The sequence below is a fragment of the Pontibacillus salicampi genome, assembly GCF_042434395.1.
Lineage (GTDB): Bacteria > Bacillota > Bacilli > Bacillales > BH030062 > Pontibacillus > Pontibacillus salicampi.
Window position 1 is genome coordinate 530183 of record NZ_JBHLTP010000003.1, and the last position, 22670, is coordinate 552852.

The window sequence follows — 22670 nt, forward strand, 5'->3', positions numbered from 1 at the left end:
TTATGAAGAAATAATGATGAGGTTTAACAAATATTAATGATTGCTTAAGACTATGTTCAATTTCTCCTGTTATGTTGAAGGTAATGAGGGAGGGGTGTTCATATGTGGAAGAAGCAAAAGGTATTGACGTTATTTTTTTTCATTATCCTTGTATTTCCAATTGTGGTATTAGCTTCGGAAAGTTTGTATTCAAAAGACAGCGTGGAGGTCCAACTGCTTGGTGTAAATGATTTGCATGGTCAACTAAATACCCCGCTAACGTACAAAGGGGAAAAGGTAGGGGGAATATCGTATTTAACTTCCTATTTGCAGGAATACGAGCAGAAAAACCCAAACACATTGCTAGTACATGCGGGTGATATGATAGGAGGAAGTCCTCCCATCTCTTCTTTATTCCAAGATGAACCTGCCGTAAAGTGGATGAATTATGTCGACTTTGATGTTGGCACTCTTGGTAACCATGAGTTTGATGAAGGTGTTCCGGAAATGCAGCGGATGCTTAAAGGTGGTTATCATGAAGATACTGGGTACTTTACAGGTTCGACGACTCCCTATACTACCGCAAATGTTATCGATAAACAGTCAGGTTCTTCATTACTCCCTCCTTATATTATTAAAGAGGTACATGGCGTGAAAATTGGCTTTATCGGTGTTGTAACAACGGATACCAAAGACTATGTATTATCTGAAAACCTTCAAAATGTCGAAATTACTGACGAAGTAAAAGCCATTAATAAAGCAGTAGCAGAATTAAAGGAAAAGAACATAAACTCTATCGTTGTATTAGGTCATGTAGCTGCGAAATCAAATAAAAATGGCCAAAACCCAGGGCGGGAATTTGTCGATATGGCCTCTGAAATTGATGATGAAGTCGATGTAATGTTCGCAGGTCATAATCATACGTATGCTAACACAGAAGTAGATGGAAAATTAATTGTTCAAGCCTATTCATATGGAAAAGCATTTTCCAAAGTAGATCTGACGATAGATCCAACAACACAAGAAATCACGAACATAGAATCAAATATCATTTATACATATCATAAAGGGATGACCCCTGATAACCAAACGGAGCTTCTGTTAAAAAAATATGACGACCAACTAAAATACGAATATAAAGATGTTATAGCGAACACGGACCATAATATTGCCAAAAAGCCGAATAAAAATGGAGAATCGCCGCTTGCACAGCTGATCTCACGCTCGTTAAAAGAAGAGATGGATGCAGATATTGGCTTTGTTCACCATGGTGGCATTCGAACAAATGTATCAGCTGGACCAGTGCGCCCCATTGATTTTCATACCGTTTTACCCTTCAAACATAACGGTATTGTTCTTTCTATGACAGGGGAAGAAATCAAATCGGTTTTGATGGCACAATGGAGTGGAGAGAAAGAGAATATATTACAATTTTCTGGAATGACATATGACTGGAAGAAGAGTGCAAAGGGAGTAGAAGTTAGCGATTTAAAGGATCAACAAAACCATGCTATTGAACCTACCAAGCACTATGAAGTAGCTGTAACGCACTATTTAGCAAATGGAGGAGACGGATTTAAAGAATTCGCAGCAGGCGATGTATTACGTGAAGGTCCTGAGCTAGTGGATATAGTCATTAACTATGTCAAGAAGAATGGTTTAGAAAACAGATAAATCATAGATTTAGGAAGCGCAGGGAGCTATCTTCCCTGCGCTTTTTATTGCTTATGGTTTTAGAGATATCCGATTATTATGTCATTATATAGTGTTAAACCAAATATGCTGAAAAAACTATTTCTTGAACCAAGCCAAGTGATGAAAGCTAACACGTAACCAATGATAGGAAACAATTTCTTTTTTTATAAATACGGTAATATTTCTCTTATACAATAAGTTGATTGCGAAAACGACGGTTCCGTTCTCCTATTACGGCAAAGGTATGGCCTGGAAAATGGGAGACTCCCGCTGAAAAATGGATGAGCCAAGACCCCACAGAAAAATGGTGGAGTTTACTCCATCATTTTTCGAGGAGGCTTGGCCGAAGTAAGGAGGTTCGGTTAAAACCGCTACATCCTGTAGCAAAACCGAACTACCCCACGTCGTTTGGGGCAGCAGGAAAGCGAGCGTTTTCCAGGCCATACCTTTCCCTGTTAAACGGATATGACCCATCCCTGAAAAACCATCTCGAATCCAAGTCTTCCACATAAAGCCGCTATACAGCATTATCAACAACAAGCAATTCCATGCAAAATTAAGCAAACCATTCCTATTAAAATAGACCAGCACATAAAGAAAAACAATACCGATTAAACGATAGGTATAACATTGTCAGTTAAGCCTAGCAATTAGATAGAAAATTTCTATAAAATGGAACTAATCACACACAAAATACGTAATAAAAGGTATGATAGTACAAAACTGGTAAAGGGAGGGTTACATTGTTTGCCATTTGTTATTCATACGAAATTAATCCGGATAATAAAGATGCTTTTCTAGAAATGCAAGAAGAGGTATGCCGTCTTTATAGAGAGTATCTGGAAAGGCACCTTCATTTTTTTGCATTCAGATTCGCAGTCTTCCCAATGGATGGAAATAAACCTGTTCGACTCTAGTGAAGAGTGGGAAAGCAAGTGGGAGTTGATAAATGAGGATTTCCGGATAGACGGTATGTGGAAAGAAGCTAGTTCCTTCTTTGCCTGTAAACAGGTAAATGAAGCATTTTATAACGAGATTTACAGTGATGGGATTCCAAAGGAAACGTCAGCTCAAGCGAAAGTGCATCGTCTTGGAAAAGCTAAGGAAATACATAGTTCCCCACATGTCAAAAATCATACTACTTCCGGAACTTTTGACCTTCTGCTAGAGAATAGGGATGATGCTCAGGATGCTTTACTTATACAACTCCAGTCCGAACTGCACTCACCTTCTAATAAAGAAATGACAGCAGGGTCCAAACAAAGCGATGGAAGAGACATTCCACTAGATGAAGGTTTATCTGGATGGTCTGCGATTGCCTACATTATATAGGGTATTCATATATGAATAAATAAACAAAAATGAACATTTATACTAAAGGGGAGGCATTACATGTGGGCGAATAATCATGTAAAGCAAATGCTAAGAACAGATTTTCCAATTATTCAAGCTGGTATGGCTGGAGGGGTAACTTCTCCGGAATTAGTAGCAGCAGTATCAAATGCAGGTGCTCTCGGTACAATCGGAGCAGGGTACCTCAGCTCTGCTCAACTAGAAAAATACATTAATCAAACAAAGTCCTTAACCGATAAACCATTTGGTGTAAATATATTTATTCCGTCTAATCCCAAAGTAAGTGAAGCGGAACGGAATACTGCCAATAGGGCTCTAGCTCATTACCTGGAAGCATATGATATTACACTCCCAGAGTGTGATTCTAATCCAAGTGCTGCCTTGTTTGATGAACAGATGAATATACTGCTGCATTATGAAGTTCCGGTTGTAAGCTTTACATTTGGAATTCCTCCTGCACCTGCGGTTGCTGCGTTGAAACAACGTAATATTACGGTTGTAGGCACAGCAACAACTGTAAGAGAGGCCCAATTGAATCAAGATGCTGGTGTAGATGTCATTGTGGCACAGGGAAGTGAAGCAGGAGGGCACCGAGGGACATTTACCAGCGATGATTCTCACGCTTGTATTGGAACAATGTCCCTAGTTCCTCAAATGGTGGATGCAGTCCATGTACCAATTATTGCTGCTGGAGGAATTATGGATGGAAGAGGCGTGCTTGCAGCGCTAGCTCTTGGAGCAGAAGGGGTACAGATGGGAACTGCGTTTGTTACGTGTGCGGAAAGCGGAGCTAATGTATGGCATAAGTCTGCTATTCTCAGCGCTAATGAGGATCAAGTATTGTTGACTTCTTCCATCACAGGGAAAACTGCTAGAGGCATAGAAAACCAGTTGATGCGGGATCTTCAACCGTTTGAAAATGATTTGCCTGCATATCCAATCCAGCATACGCTAACGAAAGAAATACGAAAACGAGCAGCAGAAGAGAATAACCCTGAATGGATGTCTCTCTGGTCTGGTCAGTCTCCAAGATTGAGTACCATTTTACCCGCGCATACTATTATAGAAAAAATAGTGCAAGACGTGGAGAAAAGAATCTTTCAATTTAAATCATAGACTAGAATTGGCTTAGTTTGTAGTATCAAGATTCGTTAACTAACACTAATATAAAAAGGATGGGGAAAATGATCCGAAAAATAATAAGGCACACTTGGAATACTCTTTCTGGTGCATTTGTTTTGCTGCTCTCCATTTGGATGAGTGGGCCAGGCATCGCAGAAACGGACTCTCCTGTGTACAGATGGTATTACCTGGCGCTTTTCCTTTTGTGGGCAATCGGTTTCATTTTACAATTTAAAGCAAGAACTAAAGGCATAGGAGTCTTTATCACGGTCATACCAATAGTAGTTTATTTACTTATTCTATAAACCCTGTGGTTCAAAGGAGTGCATGTATCATTTGCACTTCTTTTTATGTGGGGAATTTTAGTTCATCCATGTTCTGGGGTTCCAGCCCATACTTTTATCCTAATGTAAGCTTTATATAAGCATGATATGTCTAGGTTAACTATAAATATCTTTTGGGACATATGTCCTTTCTTCTGCAAGCAACTTGTATTGTAATGGATTCATAATAGACAGAAAGGAGAGGATGGAATGAAAGGAATTCTATTCTCCATCATTGCAGGATTTTGTATAACCCTACAAGGTATCTTTAATACAAAGATGAGCAGTGTAATAGGAGGGTGGCATACGACATCCATCGTACACTTAGTTGGATTTATGTTATCTCTTACCATTTATTTATTCGTTAAAGACGGAGATTCGAAAGGCATGACAAAGGTGCCCCCTATTTACTTCGCAGGTGGTGCCCTAGGAGTTATCGTTGTCTTTTCAGAGTTAACCGCCATTCATTTAGTAGGCCCTGCTTCAGCAATAGCCATCTTGCTTGTAGCGCAATTGCTAGGAGCCTTTCTTATTGAAGCTCGCGGCTGGTTTGGAGAAAAGTCCTTCTCCGTTCGTCCCCATCAGCTGCTTGGGATATGCATGATGATAGTGGGAGTAATGTTATTTAAAATTTAAATAGCTAATCACCAAATAATACTATTCAGATAGGAAGGTGTTTGTTTGAAAGAGGTTTTGGATCAACAACTGCTACAAAAATATGTGAAAGAATTTCAATTGGATTCTTTCTTCTCTTCGCCATCACTTGGTGCATTTCGCTTATATGAAATAAGCAAAGGAGAAACCATTTGTACAAAAGGAGATTCCTTATCCACCATGTATTTATTAGTGAAGGGAAAGGTAAAGATATTTACCACTACTCTAGAGGGAAAATCACTCATTCTTCGCTTTAAGACACCTTTTGCCATTATCGGGGATGTCGAATACGTCAAGCAAACGGAAGTATTTAACACAGTTGAGTCCGTTTCAGATGGATATCTAATTGGTTTGCCTTTTCATGATATTAAGAAGCACGAAGCTCATAATCATGCCTTCCTTCAGTTTTTGTTGGAGATTATTACCCATAAATTCTATACAGAATCACACGCATCAACGGTTAACATGTTATATCCGGTAGATGTGCGACTCGCAAGCTATCTTCTTTCCTTATCCAAAGAAGGAGAAGGGTCATTGTTTCATGAAGAAATGAGGACCTCTATACTTCAGGATATTGCTGACGTCATAGGGACAAGCTATCGACACCTGAATCGGGTGCTGCAAGATTTCCATCAGCACAATATTATAGAACGAACAAGAGGGATGATTATTATTAAGGACGTGGAGACTTTAAAAAAGAGAGCAAATGGCAATATATATGAGTAGAGAAGGGGGAAATACATGATTGGAGCACTATTTTCTATAATAGCAGGTGTATGTATCAGCACGCAGAATGTTTTTAATTCCCGAATAAGTGAAAAAGGGGGTTCCTGGGCTACGACCACTATCGTGTTAGGTGTTGGCTTTGTCAGCTCCTTACCAGTATTCTATCTCTTGGATGACACTCAACTTTTTGTTTTTAGTGGAGTAAACCCTGTTTATTTATTTAGCGGAGTATTTGGTGTCGGCATTGTTTTTTGTTTAATGAGAGGAATTAGTCTGTTGGGACCTGCTTATGCGGTATCTATTGTTCTCATCTCTCAGCTTACCATAGCGACTGTGGTGAACACATATGGGTTGTTCGGTTTTCCTTCTCAAGCCTTTACGGTGAATAAAGCTGTGGGATTATGCATCTTAATTGTTGGAGTGCTAATATTCAAGCTCGGCGGTAATATGTCTCGGTTATTGAAACAGGTTAGCAGAGATTATCATATATAATGATAAATGCCTCCCTTTAGATAAAACAAAGGGAGGTTTGAAAGCTTTTGAGCGAATAGTATCTTTACCCTTACATATGGAAAGAGACCATAATTGTTGGTCTCTTTTTTTTATAGGTCTAAAGTCTTTAATTTTAGATTGTTGTACCGATATATAATTAGAAGGCCTGTAAACAACGCTGAATTATTTCCATTAAAAAGAAGTTTTGTAGTCTTAATGAATGGTGTGGTGGTTTGGAACAACGGTTAATGATGCATTCACTTCGTCTGAGTGACTTATCTGCTATATAGAAGCAGGGCTTTGTTATACAAAAGCTTACTTTGTGAAAGGATGATATTCAATTTGAAGAAACATGTACATTCAAATGATAGGTTAGTATTATGGTATCTATTGTTAAACTTAGTGGTCGCTGTCCCTTTTGCCTTTTTCTCCATTAATTCCATCACCTGGCTCGTGATAACGGCGAGTGTCCTTACATGTCTGAGTATTTTATCGTATTGGTTTGGAAAGGCGCCTACTGTTAGGATGTACGGTAATACTATATTACTAGTAGTGTACTTTTCATTATTTATACACGGTTTAGACGGAATGATTGAAGCCCATTTCCATTTTGCTTTTGGTATGGTAGCTATTGCTATTTATAATAGGGCTAAACCGGTCATTCTTATTGCCTCTTTATTTGCTTTGCACCATTTAGTATTTATGTTTGTTGATCCGACTATGATATTCAATCATGGTGTCAACAATAATAATGCACATTACTGGTTTACGTTTATGCTACATGCCGTTGCAGTTATTTCCATAGCAGTGCCATTAGTACAACGAGTCCTGTGGTCCCAACGAAGAATAGCTGATGCAGAGAAAGCCCGCCAGGAGTCAACACTTAAGCAAGAAGGATTGGAACATGTAATGAAGGAGCAAAGCGTCATTTCGAATAAGCTAATTGAAAACTTACGTGTTATCAAACAAGGTAGCTCCCTTTCCTCGCTAAACAGTATGGAAACTTCGAGGACCTTTTATGAAATGGCATCTGGAATAGAAGAACATGCAAGTAGTATAGTTCATATTAACGAGCACCTCCGCCAAATGGCAGAAGACATTACAGAAACGTCAAGCGTTGCCAACACAATGAACCAGGAGACGTTTCATAGTGTGCAAGCACTTGACATCGGCAAAGAGAATCTCCAGACATTAACTTCTCATATGAAGGACCTTGCTGGACATATTCATATTACCGATGGGACTATTACAGAGCTAGCTCAGAAAACAAAACAAATTGAGGGAATCATCCACGCCATCCAACAAGTTGCTAATCAAACGAACCTTCTAGCATTAAATGCATCCATTGAAGCAGCTAGAGCAGGTGATGCAGGTAGAGGATTCGGTGTGGTAGCAAATGAGATAAGAAATCTTGCTGAACAAAGTACCGCATCCTCAAATGAAATCGAAAACATCTTGTCAGGAATATTGTTAGATGTACAGCAGGTGGTGCATCAAATAAAAGAAGAAACAACGATTATTGATCAAAGTCAATCCTACACCACAGATGTGGAAGCTGCCTTCCAGAAAATCGAGGATAGTGTTCAATGTGTACTCTCACAATCACAGCAGGCAGATAGTCTTTCTAATTCTATACATGATCAAGCTCAAACTATTTCAGAAGAAATGGGGAATATTTCGGAATTTTCGAAGCAATCAGCTGCTAGTATTCAGGAAGTTACGAGTCATGTCGAGGATCAGTCCCAGCAACATCAACATACAGACGATGCTCTGGGTGAATTAGAAGCAATAGCTGAGAAACTTAATCACGGTGGTAAGGAGGGGAGAGAATGATGTCTCCTCGTATAATGAGGTATAGTATATGGTTGATGTTATTGCTCTCCTTCCTGATCCACTATCTTCATCGTATCCATGACTTAGCCCTTCAAGTTGGTAGACCATCTATTTATTGGGATCACCAGCTGTTAGTTAATGTAGCTCTTTGGGTACCGGTGCTATTTTGTGTATGGTGGGAGATTACGTTCCAGAGAAAGCGGTTTGCACACATGTTGCCGTTCATTCATACGCTAGCCTTATCTTTTATCGCCGTATCTATCATGTTAGGCGGGGATGGAATAGTAGAGTATCACTTTATTTTTATGGTAGTTATTGGAATGACTTTATATCATAACAACGATTTCTTACCTATTCTTGCCAGCATGATATTTGGGGTGTATCACATTGGTATATACTTTATCGCCCCTGAATTGTGTCTTACGATATTCCCTAAATCGCTCTGGTATCCTATTCTAATAGTCATTATCCAAAGTGTGTTTGGGAGTGCTTTATATGTTTTAACCAAATACTCAAAACGGATAGGACAGGCATCTGTCCGATAAAAAAGTTAAGCGCCAGGAAGAGTTTGCGCTTAGCTTACGTTTAGGAAGCGTCCCATTTGAAGGTTTTCACACTGAGGAACATACATAAAATGGTGCTGGAAACTAATAAATATAGATGTTCTAATTCCTCTGTATCTCCCTGTTGAAAATGGGCCATCCATTGCTCGGATGTATTATTCAAAGGAATCGCCCCACCTTGCTTTAATACTTTTTAAACTATACCAATGACTGACAGAGAAAGTTCACTAAATATTGGATTTTTTAAAAATTATTGAGAAATGAATAATCAATTGAGGTAAATATGGAAGAGAAATAGCTTGTGTATCTTGTACCATCCTCCTTTTAGCACTACAATAGAGGTTGGGGTAGTAAGAAATGATAAATAAGAAAGGAAGATAACTTTGAGTAGCAATTCATCCATACAGGTTAAGCAGGTGGAAGAAGTATATTCTATTAAGCCGGTTAAAGGCCAGTCTCTCTTAGCATCTGCTTTTGAACAGGAGGTTCCTTTAGATTATAAATGTCAAAAAGGGAACTGCACCCGTTGTAAAGTAGAGCTAATAAATGGACAGGATTTGGTGAATCAGCCGACTCCAAAAGAGCACGAGCAAATTGAAGACGAACTGGACAACGGTTTTCGTCTTGCCTGCCAAACTGTTCCATTAAAATAAGGGAATTACATATGGTATATGATCATTAGACGCAAGCACTCAATTTTTTACAAAAGTTGGGTGCTTTTTTTGGATAAGGAGGAATCACCGTGAAGAAAATAATAGGTTGGAAGCATTTGGAGTTAAAAGGACAGCAATATACGCAGCTAGAATGGAAAGAAAAGACGATTGTTGCAAAGGGGAGAGTGGAGGTTGAAGGTAGCACTGGGGAGGTTACTACCTATTGCATAGAAATGGATTTCAGCTGGTATGTAAAAAAGGTTCAAGTGAGAAATGAAGAGTCAAAGAAGGAGTTATGCCTCACGAGGGAAGAAGGGAGATGGGTTTGTCAAGGGGACCACCTTTCCTATGCTGATCAAGCTGTGGACGTCGATTTATCTGTAACCCCGTTTTCCAATTCCCTCCCCATTAACAGGCTTAACTGGCGGACAGGTGAAAAAAGGAATTTTCTAATGCTTTATATCGACGGGAGAACACTTAAGACGATAACGGTAGAACAGCAGTACACCTATTTGGGAAGAACGGAAAGGGGAAGACAGTTCCGTTATGCTTGTAAGGACTATCAAACGATTCTAACGGTAGATGATGCTGGCTTGGTATTGGAGTATCCAGAAGTCTTTATACGCACCAAATAGAATATAAAGAGAACATAGCTAAGAATAATAATTTCTTAGCTATGTGTATTGTTGAGGACAGGAGTCTTTAATAATTTGTGAGCTATGGATATGAAATCTTCCAGTGGCTTGGACATCCATTTATCTTTATGCCAAGCAATATGTGTATGAATGAGCGGAATATCATTGTCCCATTTCAATTCTACCATATCACCATCCTTGAGGTTTTTTTCTACTACCATTGTTGGTAGAGCAGCTACACCTAAACCAGCAATGATGCACTGCTTAATGGCCTCTATACTGCCAAATTCAAACTTGTTTAGAGGATAAACTTGGGCTTTGGAACAAGATATCTCTAGTAGATTTCGATAGGAGCAGCCTGTTTCTGTTAATAAAAATGTTTCTTCTTCTAAATCCTTTAACGATAAAGCCCTTTCCGCAAGCGGATGTTCTCTTCCGGCTACTAATTTAATTTCCTCCTTTACTAAAGGCTCAATGGTTAAAGACTCTTCAGGCTTAGATACATCCATAATAAAAGCAGCATCCAATGCTCCATTCATTAGTTGCTCCCGAGCTAATTCATCGGAATGAGCGGGTTTAAATATAAGCTTGACATGGGGATACAGGTGTTTGAATTCTGTTAAAACAGGAGGTAATCTATAAGTGCATTGACTCTCCTGCGCTCCGATGACGAGAGTTCCGGTTGGCTCGTTTTCCGAACTAATGGCCATTTTTGCTTCCTCACTCATTTTAACCATTTTCTCGGCGTACTTTTTAAATCGGTGTCCTGCTTCTGTTAGGACTAACCGTTTTCCTAACCGTTCAAACAATAGAGCTCCAAGGCTCTCCTCTAACGATTTAATCTGTGCTGTAACGCTGGATTGTGCATAGTTTAACGTGTTTGCTGTTTTCGTGAAATTAAGTGTCTCTGCAGCTGTTAAAAATGTAGTCAGTTGCTTTTGATCCATGACTCACCATTCCTTTATCGGTTTTATCTATTATTCTTATCGAAATTATTCGTTTTTCTGATTTGCATGTATAGTATAAGCTAAATAGTATGAACAGACAAAACCTAGGAGGGAAAAGGAATGAGCATTGTTATGATTAACGGTGGAAGCCGTGAAAATGGAAATACAAATCTATTATCTGCTCGAGCAGTTCATGGTTTAGAGGTAGATATTATCCAATTGGATGAGTACAATATTTCCCCCATTGTAGATGAACGTCACGCTGAGGGAGGCTTTTCAGAAGTAGCAGACGATTTCATGCAAGTAATGGATCGTGTAATGGAATACGATAAGATTATCTTTGCCACTCCCATCTACTGGTACACGATGACAGGTACCATGAAGCAGTTTATTGATCGCTGGTCTCAAGCCATGAGAGAGGATAGATATCATGATCTCCGCGAGCGAATGGCTAGGAAAAAAGGGTATGTTATTGCGGTGGGCGGAGATTCTCCCTATATAAAAGGACTACCGCTGCTGCAACAATTTAAGTATATTTTTGACTTTGTACACCTTCCATTTGAAGGTTACGTACTTGGACAAGCGAACAAGCCAGGGGAAATTGAACAAGATAAAAAAGCTTTATATAGTGCTGATTTGTTAAATCAAACATTAAAAGAAGACACATAATGTCATCATCTCTTTCTGGGATACTTGGTACCCTTTGATGACTTTAGCTATCTCTCAATTGATTCCATGGGGCGAGTGAATTTGTATTCTATCGTTTGACCTGAAAGCACCAGAAGAATATAGTGAATGAAGGATCTTCTATGGATATACACTAGGAAGGATGGGATCTTAAATGATTGAACATATTGTTTTGTTCACGTTTACTGAACAAACTACAGAAGAGCAGCAGCGAGAGGCAATACATAAGCTGACATCACTTAAACAAGAAATTCCTGGTATCGTTGATATTCAAGCTGGTTTGAATTTCTCTGATAGGAATCAAGGCTATGAAGTAGGCTTAACGGTACGCTTTGAAGATAAACAAGCTTTAGAGGCATATAGCCCTCATGAGAAACACCAAGAGGTTGTAGCCTACTTAAGGGAAATCGGTCTTACAGATATTCTTGCAGTGGATTTTGAAATATAACATGGATATATTCTCTGATGGTTAGCATCAGAGAATTTTTTTGTCGCTTTCTACCCCGCTTCTTAAGTAATCCTCCGCTTACTTAGCTAATCTTTCGCATGAAAACATATCCCCTTCTTTACCTATAATCATCAATCAACATGGTTATCATAGCTCTTAACATTTCCTAGGTGACTTGGCACACCTTATATCCGTATTAACAAAGGAGATGATCCCTGTTCAATACAGAGATCATCTCCCAAAAACGGTCTAGGATGTCGTTGAAAATGTCCTTTACAAAGGGAGCATTTTATAATAGCCTATCTTTTTTATTATGCTTTTGTCCGATAGGTAAGGTTATGCCCTTTCAGTGTATCATCTGTGCCGAATAGGAAGTGCTTTTCCATATCAGGTGAGTACGTAGAATTAATCGCTTCACGCCCAACTGTCTCAGCTACTTCTCTAAGCATACTCGGTGAAGCTCCACAGCATAAACCGAAATAATTCACACCTGTGTTGAGAGCATCTTTTGCCCAGGATGCAAGCTCATAACGATTGCAGTAAAGCGGATCAAGAGAGGTAGGGAAGGTGGTTTCAGTTGGCAAGCTACAAGAACAACCTCCATCTGGCAGATTAAAAAATGTTGGATGCTCTTCTGTCGTACGATATGGAATAGGCAGTGCTCCTACAAAGCCCTCACATGTTTCTCGTATCTTTTCTACATATGGCTGCATGGTAGCTGGACCACGGAAGCAGTTCATTCCTACAACGAGTGCGCCTTGTTCCTCCAGTAATCGGCAGCCTTCTTCAACGGTGTACCCATCACGAAGGATGTTTTCTCCCATAAGACCAAATGTGATAACAGCTGGTAAGTCCTGTTTCTGTATTTCTTCTAGGGCAATTTTTGCTTCTTCATAATAGTAGAATGTTTCCCCATTCACAAAATCAACATCTTCTTCTTTACACCATTTAATCATTTCTGCGAACATCGTACGAACCTTCTCTTTTGATGCGGGATCGTCCGGATCGAATATATTAGTGTTGGAAACGTTCCCAGCTACAAGTGCTTCTTCGGTTGGGTGTTCCTTTGCAACTTCTTTAGCTAAACGGATAGCATTTCGATTTAAAGGCTCTAGCAAGTCTTCTTTACCAATAATTCTCATTTTCTCACGATGGGCATTATAGGTGAAAGCAAGAACCACGTCAGATCCAGCTTTCATATAATCTCGATACGTTTGTTTCAATGCTTCTGGATTTTCAATAGCTACCTCTGGTACAAAGGAGCCTGCTTGCAGGTAGCCTCTTCTTTCCAATTCAAATAAATAGCCTTCTCCACAAATGACTGGACCGTCTTGTAAACGTTGTTCTAGTGATCTTTTCATTGTTATTCATCCTTCCATTAAGTAGTTTTTATAGAAGAGGACACTAAAAAACCCTCTTCCATAAGAAGAGGGTGTATGTACACGTTTCCTCCTCTTATCTTTCAGACCGTAGTCTGTAGGATGTAGCACCTTTTCAAACGAATTGAAAGGTTGCCGGGCTTCGCAGGGCCTATTCCCTCAGCCGCTCTTGATAAGAGCTATTAAGTTGTAATTTGAATTATAGGAGAGATTGTAAGAGAGGTCAATCCTTTTTTGAACTTTTTCGAAAATTTATGATAATAAAGTAGCAATACAGCACTAGATGAGGGGAATGGGCTATATCAAATAAATGGATGAACTTGTGGTAAAATGACAATAGTACATAAGAAAAAAGTAGGGATACAATTTGACAGAAATGACATATCCCCAAAAGGGGAAACAGTTTTTTCAATTAATTAAAAATACAAAGCCATCTGTTGCGAGAATGGGCATAGCGTTTTCGTTCAGTGTGATTTCCACCATCGTCAGCCTGTTCATACCGTTATTAACAAGGGATTTTATTAATGATTTCAGTATCGCCTCTTTTGAATGGACATTTGTAGCGATGTTATTTGCAGTGTTCTTAATACAAGCCTTCACAAGTGGACTTTCCATTTATTTGTTAAATTATGTTGGGCAGCAAATTGTAGCAGGACTACGCTCCAAGCTGTGGGATAAGCATGTTAAGCTCCCTGTACCATTCTACGATGAACATAAGACAGGGGAACTAATTAGTCGGATTGTAAATGACACTAGTATCGTCAAAAATTTAATAACAGAGCATGTCACCAATTTTTTTACAGGATTTATTTCGATTATTGGGTCGGTTATTATTCTATTAATTCTTGATTGGAAGATGACTATGGTAATGCTGATAGCCGTACCATTAGCGATTGGAATCATTTTACCGCTCGGCAGGAAAATGTATAAGGTCTCCCGTGGGTTGCAGGATGAGACAGCAAGCTTTACAGCCACAACGACCCAAGTGCTTTCTGAAATACGTCTAGTAAAGGCCTCTAATGCCGAAAGGAGAGAGTTCAATCAGGGAACAACAGGAATTCAAAACCTATTTCAATATGGACTGAAGGAAGCTACCATTCAAGCCATCATTGGTCCTTTAATGACGCTAGTACTCATGGCAATGCTAGTTATTGTGCTTGGCTATGGAGGTTTCAGAGTGTCTTCAGGTGGGCTTTCTGCAGGTGATCTCGTAGCTTTTATACTGTACTTATTTCAAATCATTGTCCCACTAAGTCAATTTACTACCTTTTTTACTCAACTTCAAAAAGCCTCAGGAGCTACAGAGCGTATCATTGGGATTCTGGATGAACAAGAGGAAGCATTACATAAAGGGGCAAGGGTTAAGGAAGCCAAACAGGATATCCATTTCGATGGTGTATCATTTGGGTATCAGGAAACTAGTGTTGTTCTAAATAATATCTCATTCACTATTCCTCCTAATGCTGTAACAGCAATTGTAGGACCAAGTGGTAGTGGCAAGACGACCTTGTTTGCATTAATAGAACGCTTTTATCAGCCATCAAAAGGCGTCATCAAGTTAGGGGAAATGAATATCCAGCATATTAACCTCGAGGACTGGCGTAAACATATTGGCTATGTTTCTCAGGAGAGTCCTATCATCTCAGGAACCATTCAGGAGAATATTTGTTATGGCTTGGATTATAAACCCAGCGAAGGAGAGATAAATCAAGCTGCTCAAATGGCATATGCGAAGGAATTTATAGAGGACCTTCCCGAGGGTTACCATACTCAGGTTGGCGAACGTGGAATTAAGTTATCAGGTGGACAGCGTCAACGGATTGGGATAGCTAGGGCGCTAATACGAAATCCAGATATTCTGCTTCTGGATGAAGCAACCTCCAGTCTCGATAGTAAGGCGGAGATGGTGGTGCAAAAAGCGCTCGATAATTTGATGCAGGGGCGAACAACGATTGTTATCGCACATCGCTTATCTACAGTCGTCCATTCTGAGCAAATTGTCTTTATAGATCAAGGGGAAGTAACAGGAATTGGCGATCATGAGAGGCTGTACAAAGATCACGCCACTTACCGGGAATTTGCAAATCAGCAACTGAAAGTGAAAGGTAACTGAATCTTTTAGTACATTTTATCCGTATGTATAGGTAAGCTTCTCGAGAGGAGGCGATTCCAATGTTCATACGTATTTTTCAGAAATTAAATCGCAAGTATCAGCTGCTTATGCTGCTCATAATTATTGCATTATTAATTATAGGGTTTTTACTCTTATAAAGAACCCCTTTGGTAGGTAAAGGGTTCGGATTTGCAGTACAAACAATAGAATAACACCCCAAAAAGAGGGCCAATTCGCATATGAATTGGCCCTCTTTTTTCCCATCACTAAAGGGATTTGACTAAATTTACATACCAATTCGCAGGAGTCTGTTTTCTAGTAGATACCTGCGAATTCGTGTACCAAATATATTTAAAAACCATAACAGCACGAATAGTATAGTCTACATGCGAGGTGGAAATGTTTGATTTAGGTATATCCTTCTTCAACTAAAGCAACCTGAACTTGGAAGAATAGCATTAGGAATTCGTAAAGAGTTTTAAATGTATATCACCTAAGATAGTAATGTTTATATTCCACCTTGGGTAAGTATTATTGTTCCGTGCTCGAAAAGCTGTTGTTAAGCGTCAATAGGAAAGGAGTAAGACCCGTTACTTGGTAGGGTTCTTTTTTATGCGGATTACTCAGAAAATTAAAATTAAACAATGCTTTAGTATTCGGTCTTTGGAAGGGGTGTGGTAAAATTTTCTTATTACGTATTCTTGTAACAGTAAAAGCGTGGAGGTTGGTTGGATGAAATTTGTTAGGCTTATAGGGTACTACATACTCGGAGTGTTCGGTATTGGGATTATCAGTTGTGTTCCTAGTCTATTTTATGGTGGATTGAATGGGAATGGTGCTGCTTTTTTACAACAAATGTATATGCTGATTGCCGAGCTTACACAACCAAGAGAATGGATGATGAATGCTAATTCTCAAATAATGAATCCGAAAGTGGAAATGGTTCCTATTTTCGAGCTTTTACCGGAGCGGTATGCATACTCCATGACCATTTTTTTAGCAGCCCTTGCCTTATCCCTTTTGGCAGGATTTCTATTGGCTTTAGTTGCTATGCTGCTGCCATCTCGATTTAAAGACTACATACATAAATGGTCGAACGTGATTCAATCGTTTCCTGATGTCATGTTTATTATTTTGTTACAATTGCTTATTGTGTTCATTTTTCAGCGATTCGGGTTTATACTTATGGAGTTTGCGTATCTTGGGGAAGAGAGGATTTACCTAGGACCTATTATAACGCTTTCGCTGCTGCCAACAGTTATGTTTTTTAAAATTATCCTGTTGCTATTAGAGGATGAATGGTCGAAGGAGTATGTATATTTAGCCCGAAGTAAAGGAGTTCGGGATAGTGTCATCCTTGTCAGGCATTGTATTCGCAATATACATAAGAGCTTATTTTACCAATCTAAAACAATTGTATGGATTACATTGTCGAGCTTATTCATTATAGAGCATTTTTTTAACTTCTATGGAATATTGAAGACAGTTACGACAGACTCGCGACCAATTATTATATTTTTCTCCCTCGTTATGATTTTTACACCGTTCTATTTCCTTTACACTGCTTTTGACCTTTGGGGTATTACTGCTGATGAGACCGTAAATAGGGTACAGAAATTGTTCCAAAAACAACCTACGTTTCAAAAAAGACAGGGACGTACACCTTCCTATACTCGATTCCCTAAAGAAATGATGATGCGTTTATGGAAGCGCCTCCCCTTCGTATTAGGCCTTGTGTATATCGTAGGCTTTTTGCTAGTAAGCATTGGATTTAGTGCAGTACAAGAGAAGCCCATCACCAACGTGAAATTTCATGAGAATGAAGAAGGGAAGGTCATTAGTGCACCACCACATGACCCGCCGGAGCCGTTTATACTTGGCTCAGATGCTTTCGGATTCTCCATACTGGATCAATTGATTGCGGGAGCCAAATATACCATACTGTTTGTTATAATCATTGCATTCCTTCGAGTAATAGTTGGATATTTATTAAGTATTCCATTTTTGTTCTATATGAATAACAGCCTGCAAAATGTTGTCAGCAAGATATCAGACGGAATTCAATATTTACCCTTAAGTTTAATTGCATACCTACTATTAAGAGGACCGCTAGTACGCCCGCAATCAGGGTTTGAGAGTAGCTTACTCGAGCGAATTGTGTTTGAAGGCATGTTGCTTACCATTGTGGTAATTCCAATTATGGTAAATGTTATTGGGAATGAAGCAAAGCACATGTTAAATCACGAATATATATACCAGGCCATTACGATGGGGGCTAGTAAAACACACATTTTCTTTCGACACATTACACCACACCTACTTCCAAGGCTTATATATCAGACAAGCCAACAAATCATCCAGGTCATATATATTTTAGTGCATTTAGGGGTGTATGAGCTCCTGCTTGGCGGTGTAATCCCTCAAGCGAACAATCCGAATATACCGATTACGTTTGAATGGGCGGGATTAATTTCATTGCAGCGTGAAGCAATCATGACAGGGAAATATCTGATGGTACTCCCTGCTCTTGTATTACTATTGTTATTCCTTTTTTCCATTCACGGAGTGTTCGGATCTATACAGGAAGAGATACAACGAAATATAGGGTTGAAAGGAGTTAGCAGCAAAAAGAAGAAAGGCGGTAAACAATCCGATACAGTGCATGTGAAGTCTATAAGTAAAGAAAGGTTTACACCAATCCGTAAATATTAGCAAGAAGAGTGTTATCTTCTGCTAGAAATTCAGCTGCACTTGAAGTATGATACTAGTAGTGAAACTCCTATTCTTCCAATAGGAATCCGTTGAAACCCTTACCAAATATTGATAAGATGACCATAGTAAGGAACTCTATATAAAGGAGCTATGCATACATGGATTTTAATATTTTTATGAATGATGTCGTAACGCAAGCTCGTACGGAGATTGAACAAGCTGGTTATGAACAGCTCAGTACTCCAGAAGAAGTGGATGAGGTAATGAATCGTCCAGGTACGACATTAGTAATGGTTAACTCTGTTTGTGGTTGTGCAGGCGGCGTAGCGCGTCCGGCTGCAGCACATGCTATACATTATGATAAACGCCCTGATCATTTGGTGACGGTTTTCGCTGGGCAGGACCGGGAAGCGACAGAGCGCGCTCGCCAATATTTCGAAGGATTTCCACCTTCCTCACCATCCTTTGCATTCTTGAAGGATGGGAAGATTGTAACGATGGTAGAACGTCATGATATCGAAGGATTTGACCCCATTCAAGTAGTGAACAAGCTCCAAGCTATTTTCGATCAACATTGTCAGGAAGTATAATAGGAAAGTGGAGGAAAAGATGGTCATAAGGCCATCTTTTTCCTCGTTCTAGCTAGGGTAAGTACGAATTCTAGAAGGAGATTGAAACGTGAAAATCGGATATCGAACACTTAAGACAGCAATTGGGACACCAGTTGCCATCTGGATTGCTCAACTGCTCTCCCTCACAAACTTTGCATCAGCTGGGATACTTACGATTCTTTGTATTCAAAATACGAGGAAACGGTCTATGGAGAGTGCAACATCAAGGTTTGCAGCATGCATGCTAGCGATGGTGTTTTCATTTGTTGTTTTTGAAACAGCTGGATATAATCCCATTGCAATTGGTCTCATGTTATTATTATTTATTCCTGCAACAGTGCGGTTAAATATTACGCAAGGAATCGTGACGAGCTCTGTTATTATCCTTCATTTATACGGATCGAATAACATTAATTGGTCCACTATTTTGAACGAGTTTTTACTTATTGTCGTGGGGATAGGGGTTGCTTTATTACTTAACCTCTATATGCCTAGTCTAGAAGGAAAATTAAAAGAAAAGCAGCATAAAATTGAAGGCAATTTCCGGACTATATTAAGAGAGATTGCCAGCTTCTTACGAACAGGAGATCAACAATGGTCAGGACAGGAATTAACAGCAACTGCTGACCTTCTCGATGAAGCCAAAGCGTTAGCCTATCAGGATGTGGAAAATAGGATGACAAAAGGGCATCATGAATATTATCATTATTTTCAAATGAGGAAGAAGCAATTTGAATTATTAGAACGAATGCTCCCGTTAATAAGCCGTATTCATCAAACAACGGAAGAAGCACAGGTCATTGCTGAATTCTTTGATGAGTTATCTGAAAATGTTCACCCAGGTAATACAGCCGTCTTGTTTTTACAGCAAATTAAAGATATGCGTGCAGAGTTTGAAAAGACAGAGCTGCCTCAATCAAGAGAAGAGTTCGAAGCAAGAGCAAGCCTGTACACCTTACTAAATGAAATCGAGCAGTACTTGATTATTAAACGATTATTCAAGAAAAGTGACGTATAAATGTCCGCCTTGGGGCAAGCTAAGCATACCTACAAAACATGATGGAGGTGTGTGCATGAAAAGCTTGCTCCTTTTTCTATTGTTAGCGTCCCCTATTTGGCCTATCGGAGAGAATCCAACACCAGGCTATCCCTTCTTAATGGTGAACAAGCAAACAAATCAATTAGCATATGTGGACGATGGTGCTGTTCAAAACGTCTATCCCGTTGCAACAGGAAAAACGAATGATCTCACACCAGAGGGGCTTCACACTATTACGGTAAAAGCCAAAGACCCATATTACCGTAAATTAGATATTCCAGGTGGAGATCCGAAGAATCCGCTTGGTTCCAGATGGATTGGCTTTGATGCTAAAGATACAGATGGCCGAATATATGGAGTACATGGTACAAATAATCCTGCTTCGATAGGAAAGTACATCTCCAATGGCTGTATTCGTATGCACAATAAGGATGTGGAATATTTATTTGATCGGATACCGGTAGGGACGAAAATAGCAGTCGTCTCCTCGAAGAAAACATTTCCTCAATTAGCAAAAGAATATGGCGCTATCAAATAACGCACGAGCATAAGCTCCTGCGTTTTTTTGTGTACTAAGTCTCTAGACGTAGTAGCAATTAATGCCACAGACAGTTCTGACTTTTCCCATATCATGGTAGGATAAAAGCATGAAATCAAAAAGGGGCGAACCAATATGAAGCATATGCTGTTGACCATCCTAGCAGGTGCATTCCTTGTATTAGCAGGGTGTGAAATAAGTGCTATACAAGGGAGTGAGGTATTTAATGAAACAGTGCAAGTGGAAAAAGATGATGCAGAAGAGCTTGATGTAGCATTAACACTTGGTGCAGGAGAATTACAGCTTGAAGGAGGTTCTTCTGAATGGCTGACAGGAGACATACGTTACAAACCAAAGCGACTCAAACCGGAAATAACATACACAAGAAGCGGTGAAACGGGAATCATCACTCTAAATCAGAAGAAGAAAGTAGACATCAGCGAAATGGATAATGAATGGGATATTCAGCTGACAAATAAAGTGCCTATTGATCTTACAGTTCATGCCGGAGCAAGCTCCTCGGTTCTGAACCTAGCAGGCATGCATCTAGAAAAGGTAAACATAGAAAGTGGAGTAGGAGAGTTAACGGTAGATATGAGTGGGGACTGGAAGCAAAGCTTTGCTGTTAACCTAGATGCTGGAGTAGGCGACACCACCATTATTGTTCCAAATGAAACTGGCGTCATCATTGAAGCAGAAATGGGCTTAGGAGAAACAAGCTTTAAGGACTTCATCTCCAAGGGAGACGGCATCTATGTAAACAAAGCATACACTACAGCGGACACCATTATTACTATTCATACGAATATGGGGATAGGCGCGACAACTTTTGAAATGGAGAAATAGAAAAGAACTGCATTACAAAAAGGGCAAGGTGGGGGACTGCTGAATCGTGGCGGAAAAGTCCTTAGCACGGCAAAATCCTTTGCATTTTATAGTTTATCTTCACAATACAAAAAGAGGGCTGTCCTCTAGACAGTCCTCTTTTTAATGCACGATATGGCTAATGGAGAAGGGAGAGTGCATCATTTTGCCGAATATAATGTTTTGCCAAGTGAGTGGGTGCGTGTTGGTTTTTATTGATTTGCTTGGCATGCTCTTTTCCTGATTGGTTGGTTCAAGTATTAGGGAAGCTACGTCGTTTCCTTGTTGGTCGATCAAATATAAGGTATCGTTTTTTATATAATTGGATGTGGTTTGTTTTTTTTGCTTTGTGTAATAGAATGGTTGTTTCAGCGTGTAGGTTTTTCCTTCGTCCTCGTACGTCTTCCCTTTTGCCATGCTGGCGGATTCAAAGTTTTTGAAGCCGTAGTCTAATAATTGCTTTGTATCTTCATATGCTGTGTTTTGGGAATCGCTTTTCATAGTGATAACGATTAGACGAATGTGGTCCCGTTCTGCTGTTGTTTCAAGGGTGAATCCAGATTCGTCAACATAGCCTGTTTTCCCGCCGGTGACACCGTCATACGGGTCCTCCCGCATAAGTCTGTGATGGCTGAAGATAGTGGTTTCCCACGATTCGCCTTTCCAATTAAGCTTTTTGGTACCAACAATGTTCCTAAAGTGTTCGTTTTGCATCGCATATTGGGTAATGGCTGCTAAGTCCTTGGCTGTAGTTACGTGATCCTCATGATAAAGACCGTGGGGATTTTCGAAATGGGTGTTTACTACTCCGATCTCTTCCTCCAAAAATGCATTCAAAGAGTCAGCAAAAGCCGAAACAGAGCCTTCCATGTGTTCGGCAATAGCTACTCCGGCATCATTGCCTGAATTTACTAGTAATCCTTGTAATAGCTTTTGTAAGGGTACTTCCTCTCCAGGCTCTAAATAAACTCGTGTCCCATCAGTCTTTCGGGCTTTCTCACTTACGGTGACCGTTTCATCTAGATTACTGTTTTCAATAGCATAAATCGCTGTGGCAATTTTGGTCAAGCTGGCAGGATACATGGTTTTTTCTTCGTTCTTTCCATATATAATTTGACCGGAATCAGCATCCATTAATACAGCAGTCTCACTTTTTACCTCTGGAGCGTCCGCAGGAGAAATGCTTGCATCTGCTAATATACTTGTCGTTGTAAAACAAAGTAATATTAGAGTTAGGAAAATGATTTTTTTCACGTTAAAACTCCTTGATCTTATATTAGTCTAATCAGGAATAAATAAGTTGG

The 22670-nt window shown here is 39.5% G+C and carries 24 protein-coding genes and 1 riboswitch; of the genes, 19 read left to right on the plus strand and 5 right to left on the minus strand.

The annotated features are described in order from the left end of the window. Positions 1 to 102 precede the first annotated feature (102 nt). Entirely contained in the window at positions 103 to 1653 is a 1551-nt protein-coding gene (locus tag ACFFGV_RS04135) for a bifunctional metallophosphatase/5'-nucleotidase (protein ID WP_377345312.1), read from the plus strand. Positions 1654 to 1905: 252 nt separating this feature from the next. Here the strand turns inward: ACFFGV_RS04135 and ACFFGV_RS04140 are convergent, their stop codons facing one another. Next, positions 1906 to 2211 carry a hypothetical protein gene (locus tag ACFFGV_RS04140; protein ID WP_377345313.1) on the minus strand — a complete coding sequence of 102 codons (306 nt, stop codon included), beginning with the start codon at positions 2209 to 2211 and terminating at the stop codon, positions 1906 to 1908. Positions 2212 to 2535: 324 nt separating this feature from the next. Here ACFFGV_RS04140 and ACFFGV_RS04145 point away from each other — a divergent pair, with 324 nt between their 5' ends. The 8 genes from ACFFGV_RS04145 (at position 2536) to ACFFGV_RS04180 (ending at position 8722) form a co-directional block, all read left to right on the plus strand. Then, positions 2536 to 3006: a hypothetical protein gene (locus ACFFGV_RS04145; protein WP_377345314.1), complete on the plus strand. Its 471-nt coding sequence runs from the start codon at positions 2536 to 2538 to the stop codon at positions 3004 to 3006. A gap of 60 nt (positions 3007 to 3066) precedes the next feature. After that, positions 3067 to 4143 carry an NAD(P)H-dependent flavin oxidoreductase gene (locus tag ACFFGV_RS04150; RefSeq protein WP_377345315.1) on the plus strand — a complete coding sequence of 359 codons (1077 nt, stop codon included), beginning with the start codon at positions 3067 to 3069 and terminating at the stop codon, positions 4141 to 4143. A 68-nt stretch (positions 4144 to 4211) separates the two neighbouring features. Then, a complete protein-coding gene (locus ACFFGV_RS04155) occupies positions 4212 to 4454 on the plus strand; it encodes a hypothetical protein (protein ID WP_377345316.1) in 243 nt (80 codons plus the stop codon). Between the two features lie 228 nt (positions 4455 to 4682). After that, the gene (locus ACFFGV_RS04160) at positions 4683 to 5108 is read left to right on the plus strand and encodes a DMT family transporter (protein ID WP_377345317.1); all 426 of its coding nucleotides are present in this window, start codon (positions 4683 to 4685) and stop codon (positions 5106 to 5108) included. A 45-nt stretch (positions 5109 to 5153) separates the two neighbouring features. Further along, the gene (locus ACFFGV_RS04165; protein ID WP_377345318.1) at positions 5154 to 5852 is read left to right on the plus strand and encodes a Crp/Fnr family transcriptional regulator; all 699 of its coding nucleotides are present in this window, start codon (positions 5154 to 5156) and stop codon (positions 5850 to 5852) included. 15 nt (positions 5853 to 5867) lie between these two features. Continuing rightward, the gene (locus ACFFGV_RS04170; protein ID WP_377345319.1) at positions 5868 to 6344 is read left to right on the plus strand and encodes a DMT family transporter; all 477 of its coding nucleotides are present in this window, start codon (positions 5868 to 5870) and stop codon (positions 6342 to 6344) included. Between the two features lie 342 nt (positions 6345 to 6686). Further along, positions 6687 to 8177, plus strand: a complete 1491-nt coding sequence (locus ACFFGV_RS04175; RefSeq protein WP_377345320.1) for a methyl-accepting chemotaxis protein — start codon at positions 6687 to 6689, stop codon at positions 8175 to 8177. Continuing rightward, complete coding sequence (locus tag ACFFGV_RS04180) at positions 8174 to 8722, plus strand: hypothetical protein (protein WP_377345321.1); 549 nt, start codon at positions 8174 to 8176, stop codon at positions 8720 to 8722. Before ACFFGV_RS04175 ends, ACFFGV_RS04180 begins: the two co-directional genes overlap by 4 nt. A 40-nt stretch (positions 8723 to 8762) precedes the next feature. Here the strand turns inward: ACFFGV_RS04180 and ACFFGV_RS04185 are convergent, their stop codons facing one another. Then, positions 8763 to 8903, minus strand: a complete 141-nt coding sequence (locus ACFFGV_RS04185; RefSeq protein ID WP_377345322.1) for a hypothetical protein — start codon at positions 8901 to 8903, stop codon at positions 8763 to 8765. A gap of 220 nt (positions 8904 to 9123) precedes the next feature. Here ACFFGV_RS04185 and ACFFGV_RS04190 point away from each other — a divergent pair, with 220 nt between their 5' ends. Together ACFFGV_RS04190 and ACFFGV_RS04195 are read left to right on the plus strand one after the other, a co-directional pair. Then, positions 9124 to 9393 (plus strand): 2Fe-2S iron-sulfur cluster-binding protein, encoded by a 270-nt coding sequence (locus ACFFGV_RS04190; protein ID WP_377345323.1) that lies wholly within the window; start codon positions 9124 to 9126, stop codon positions 9391 to 9393. Between the two features lie 89 nt (positions 9394 to 9482). Then, a complete protein-coding gene (locus ACFFGV_RS04195) occupies positions 9483 to 10028 on the plus strand; it encodes a putative glycolipid-binding domain-containing protein (RefSeq protein WP_377345324.1) in 546 nt (181 codons plus the stop codon). A gap of 35 nt (positions 10029 to 10063) precedes the next feature. On the opposite strand, the gene ACFFGV_RS04200 is transcribed toward ACFFGV_RS04195, so the two are convergent. After that, a complete protein-coding gene (locus ACFFGV_RS04200; RefSeq protein WP_377345325.1) occupies positions 10064 to 10975 on the minus strand; it encodes a LysR family transcriptional regulator in 912 nt (303 codons plus the stop codon). 120 nt (positions 10976 to 11095) lie between these two features. On the opposite strand from ACFFGV_RS04200, the gene ACFFGV_RS04205 reads away from it, so the two are divergent. Both ACFFGV_RS04205 and ACFFGV_RS04210 read left to right on the plus strand, forming a co-directional pair. Beyond that, a complete protein-coding gene (locus tag ACFFGV_RS04205; protein ID WP_377345326.1) occupies positions 11096 to 11644 on the plus strand; it encodes a flavodoxin family protein in 549 nt (182 codons plus the stop codon). A 172-nt stretch (positions 11645 to 11816) separates the two neighbouring features. Beyond that, on the plus strand, positions 11817 to 12110 hold the full coding sequence (locus tag ACFFGV_RS04210; protein ID WP_377345327.1) for a Dabb family protein: 294 nt from the start codon (positions 11817 to 11819) through the stop codon (positions 12108 to 12110). 311 nt (positions 12111 to 12421) lie between these two features. Here ACFFGV_RS04210 and ACFFGV_RS04215 read toward each other — a convergent pair whose 3' ends face one another. After that, positions 12422 to 13471: a homocysteine S-methyltransferase family protein gene (locus ACFFGV_RS04215; RefSeq protein ID WP_377345328.1), complete on the minus strand. Its 1050-nt coding sequence runs from the start codon at positions 13469 to 13471 to the stop codon at positions 12422 to 12424. Positions 13472 to 13562: 91 nt separating this feature from the next. Beyond that, positions 13563 to 13668, minus strand: a riboswitch (SAM riboswitch). A 197-nt stretch (positions 13669 to 13865) separates the two neighbouring features. Here ACFFGV_RS04215 and ACFFGV_RS04220 point away from each other — a divergent pair. From ACFFGV_RS04220 to ACFFGV_RS04245, 6 genes are all read left to right on the plus strand, one after another. Further along, positions 13866 to 15602 (plus strand): ABC transporter ATP-binding protein, encoded by a 1737-nt coding sequence (locus ACFFGV_RS04220; RefSeq protein WP_377345858.1) that lies wholly within the window; start codon positions 13866 to 13868, stop codon positions 15600 to 15602. A 732-nt stretch (positions 15603 to 16334) separates the two neighbouring features. After that, the gene (locus ACFFGV_RS04225; protein WP_377345329.1) at positions 16335 to 18314 is read left to right on the plus strand and encodes an ABC transporter permease subunit; all 1980 of its coding nucleotides are present in this window, start codon (positions 16335 to 16337) and stop codon (positions 18312 to 18314) included. Between the two features lie 158 nt (positions 18315 to 18472). Then, on the plus strand, positions 18473 to 18904 hold the full coding sequence (locus tag ACFFGV_RS04230) for a BrxA/BrxB family bacilliredoxin (protein WP_377345330.1): 432 nt from the start codon (positions 18473 to 18475) through the stop codon (positions 18902 to 18904). Positions 18905 to 18992: 88 nt separating this feature from the next. Then, positions 18993 to 19943: an aromatic acid exporter family protein gene (locus tag ACFFGV_RS04235; protein WP_377345331.1), complete on the plus strand. Its 951-nt coding sequence runs from the start codon at positions 18993 to 18995 to the stop codon at positions 19941 to 19943. Between the two features lie 55 nt (positions 19944 to 19998). Next, entirely contained in the window at positions 19999 to 20502 is a 504-nt protein-coding gene (locus ACFFGV_RS04240) for a L,D-transpeptidase (RefSeq protein ID WP_377345332.1), read from the plus strand. Between the two features lie 135 nt (positions 20503 to 20637). Next, the gene (locus tag ACFFGV_RS04245; protein WP_377345333.1) at positions 20638 to 21348 is read left to right on the plus strand and encodes a toast rack family protein; all 711 of its coding nucleotides are present in this window, start codon (positions 20638 to 20640) and stop codon (positions 21346 to 21348) included. Between the two features lie 141 nt (positions 21349 to 21489). Here the strand turns inward: ACFFGV_RS04245 and ACFFGV_RS04250 are convergent, their stop codons facing one another. Beyond that, positions 21490 to 22620 carry a D-alanyl-D-alanine carboxypeptidase family protein gene (locus ACFFGV_RS04250; RefSeq protein WP_377345334.1) on the minus strand — a complete coding sequence of 377 codons (1131 nt, stop codon included), beginning with the start codon at positions 22618 to 22620 and terminating at the stop codon, positions 21490 to 21492. Positions 22621 to 22670: the final 50 nt, after the last annotated feature.

Coding starts and splice junctions, on each gene's coding strand:
- ACFFGV_RS04245 (WP_377345333.1), top strand. CDS start 20,638: ATGAAGCATATGCTGTTGACCATCCTAGCAGGTGCATTCCTTGTATTA.
- ACFFGV_RS04215 (WP_377345328.1), bottom strand. CDS start 13,471: ATGAAAAGATCACTAGAACAACGTTTACAAGACGGTCCAGTCATTTGT.
- ACFFGV_RS04160 (WP_377345317.1), top strand. CDS start 4,683: ATGAAAGGAATTCTATTCTCCATCATTGCAGGATTTTGTATAACCCTA.
- ACFFGV_RS04150 (WP_377345315.1), top strand. CDS start 3,067: ATGTGGGCGAATAATCATGTAAAGCAAATGCTAAGAACAGATTTTCCA.
- ACFFGV_RS04200 (WP_377345325.1), bottom strand. CDS start 10,975: ATGGATCAAAAGCAACTGACTACATTTTTAACAGCTGCAGAGACACTT.
- ACFFGV_RS04135 (WP_377345312.1), top strand. CDS start 103: ATGTGGAAGAAGCAAAAGGTATTGACGTTATTTTTTTTCATTATCCTT.
- ACFFGV_RS04205 (WP_377345326.1), top strand. CDS start 11,096: ATGAGCATTGTTATGATTAACGGTGGAAGCCGTGAAAATGGAAATACA.
- ACFFGV_RS04220 (WP_377345858.1), top strand. CDS start 13,866: ATGACATATCCCCAAAAGGGGAAACAGTTTTTTCAATTAATTAAAAAT.
- ACFFGV_RS04170 (WP_377345319.1), top strand. CDS start 5,868: ATGATTGGAGCACTATTTTCTATAATAGCAGGTGTATGTATCAGCACG.
- ACFFGV_RS04230 (WP_377345330.1), top strand. CDS start 18,473: ATGGATTTTAATATTTTTATGAATGATGTCGTAACGCAAGCTCGTACG.
- ACFFGV_RS04155 (WP_377345316.1), top strand. CDS start 4,212: ATGATCCGAAAAATAATAAGGCACACTTGGAATACTCTTTCTGGTGCA.
- ACFFGV_RS04210 (WP_377345327.1), top strand. CDS start 11,817: ATGATTGAACATATTGTTTTGTTCACGTTTACTGAACAAACTACAGAA.
- ACFFGV_RS04225 (WP_377345329.1), top strand. CDS start 16,335: ATGAAATTTGTTAGGCTTATAGGGTACTACATACTCGGAGTGTTCGGT.
- ACFFGV_RS04240 (WP_377345332.1), top strand. CDS start 19,999: ATGAAAAGCTTGCTCCTTTTTCTATTGTTAGCGTCCCCTATTTGGCCT.
- ACFFGV_RS04180 (WP_377345321.1), top strand. CDS start 8,174: ATGATGTCTCCTCGTATAATGAGGTATAGTATATGGTTGATGTTATTG.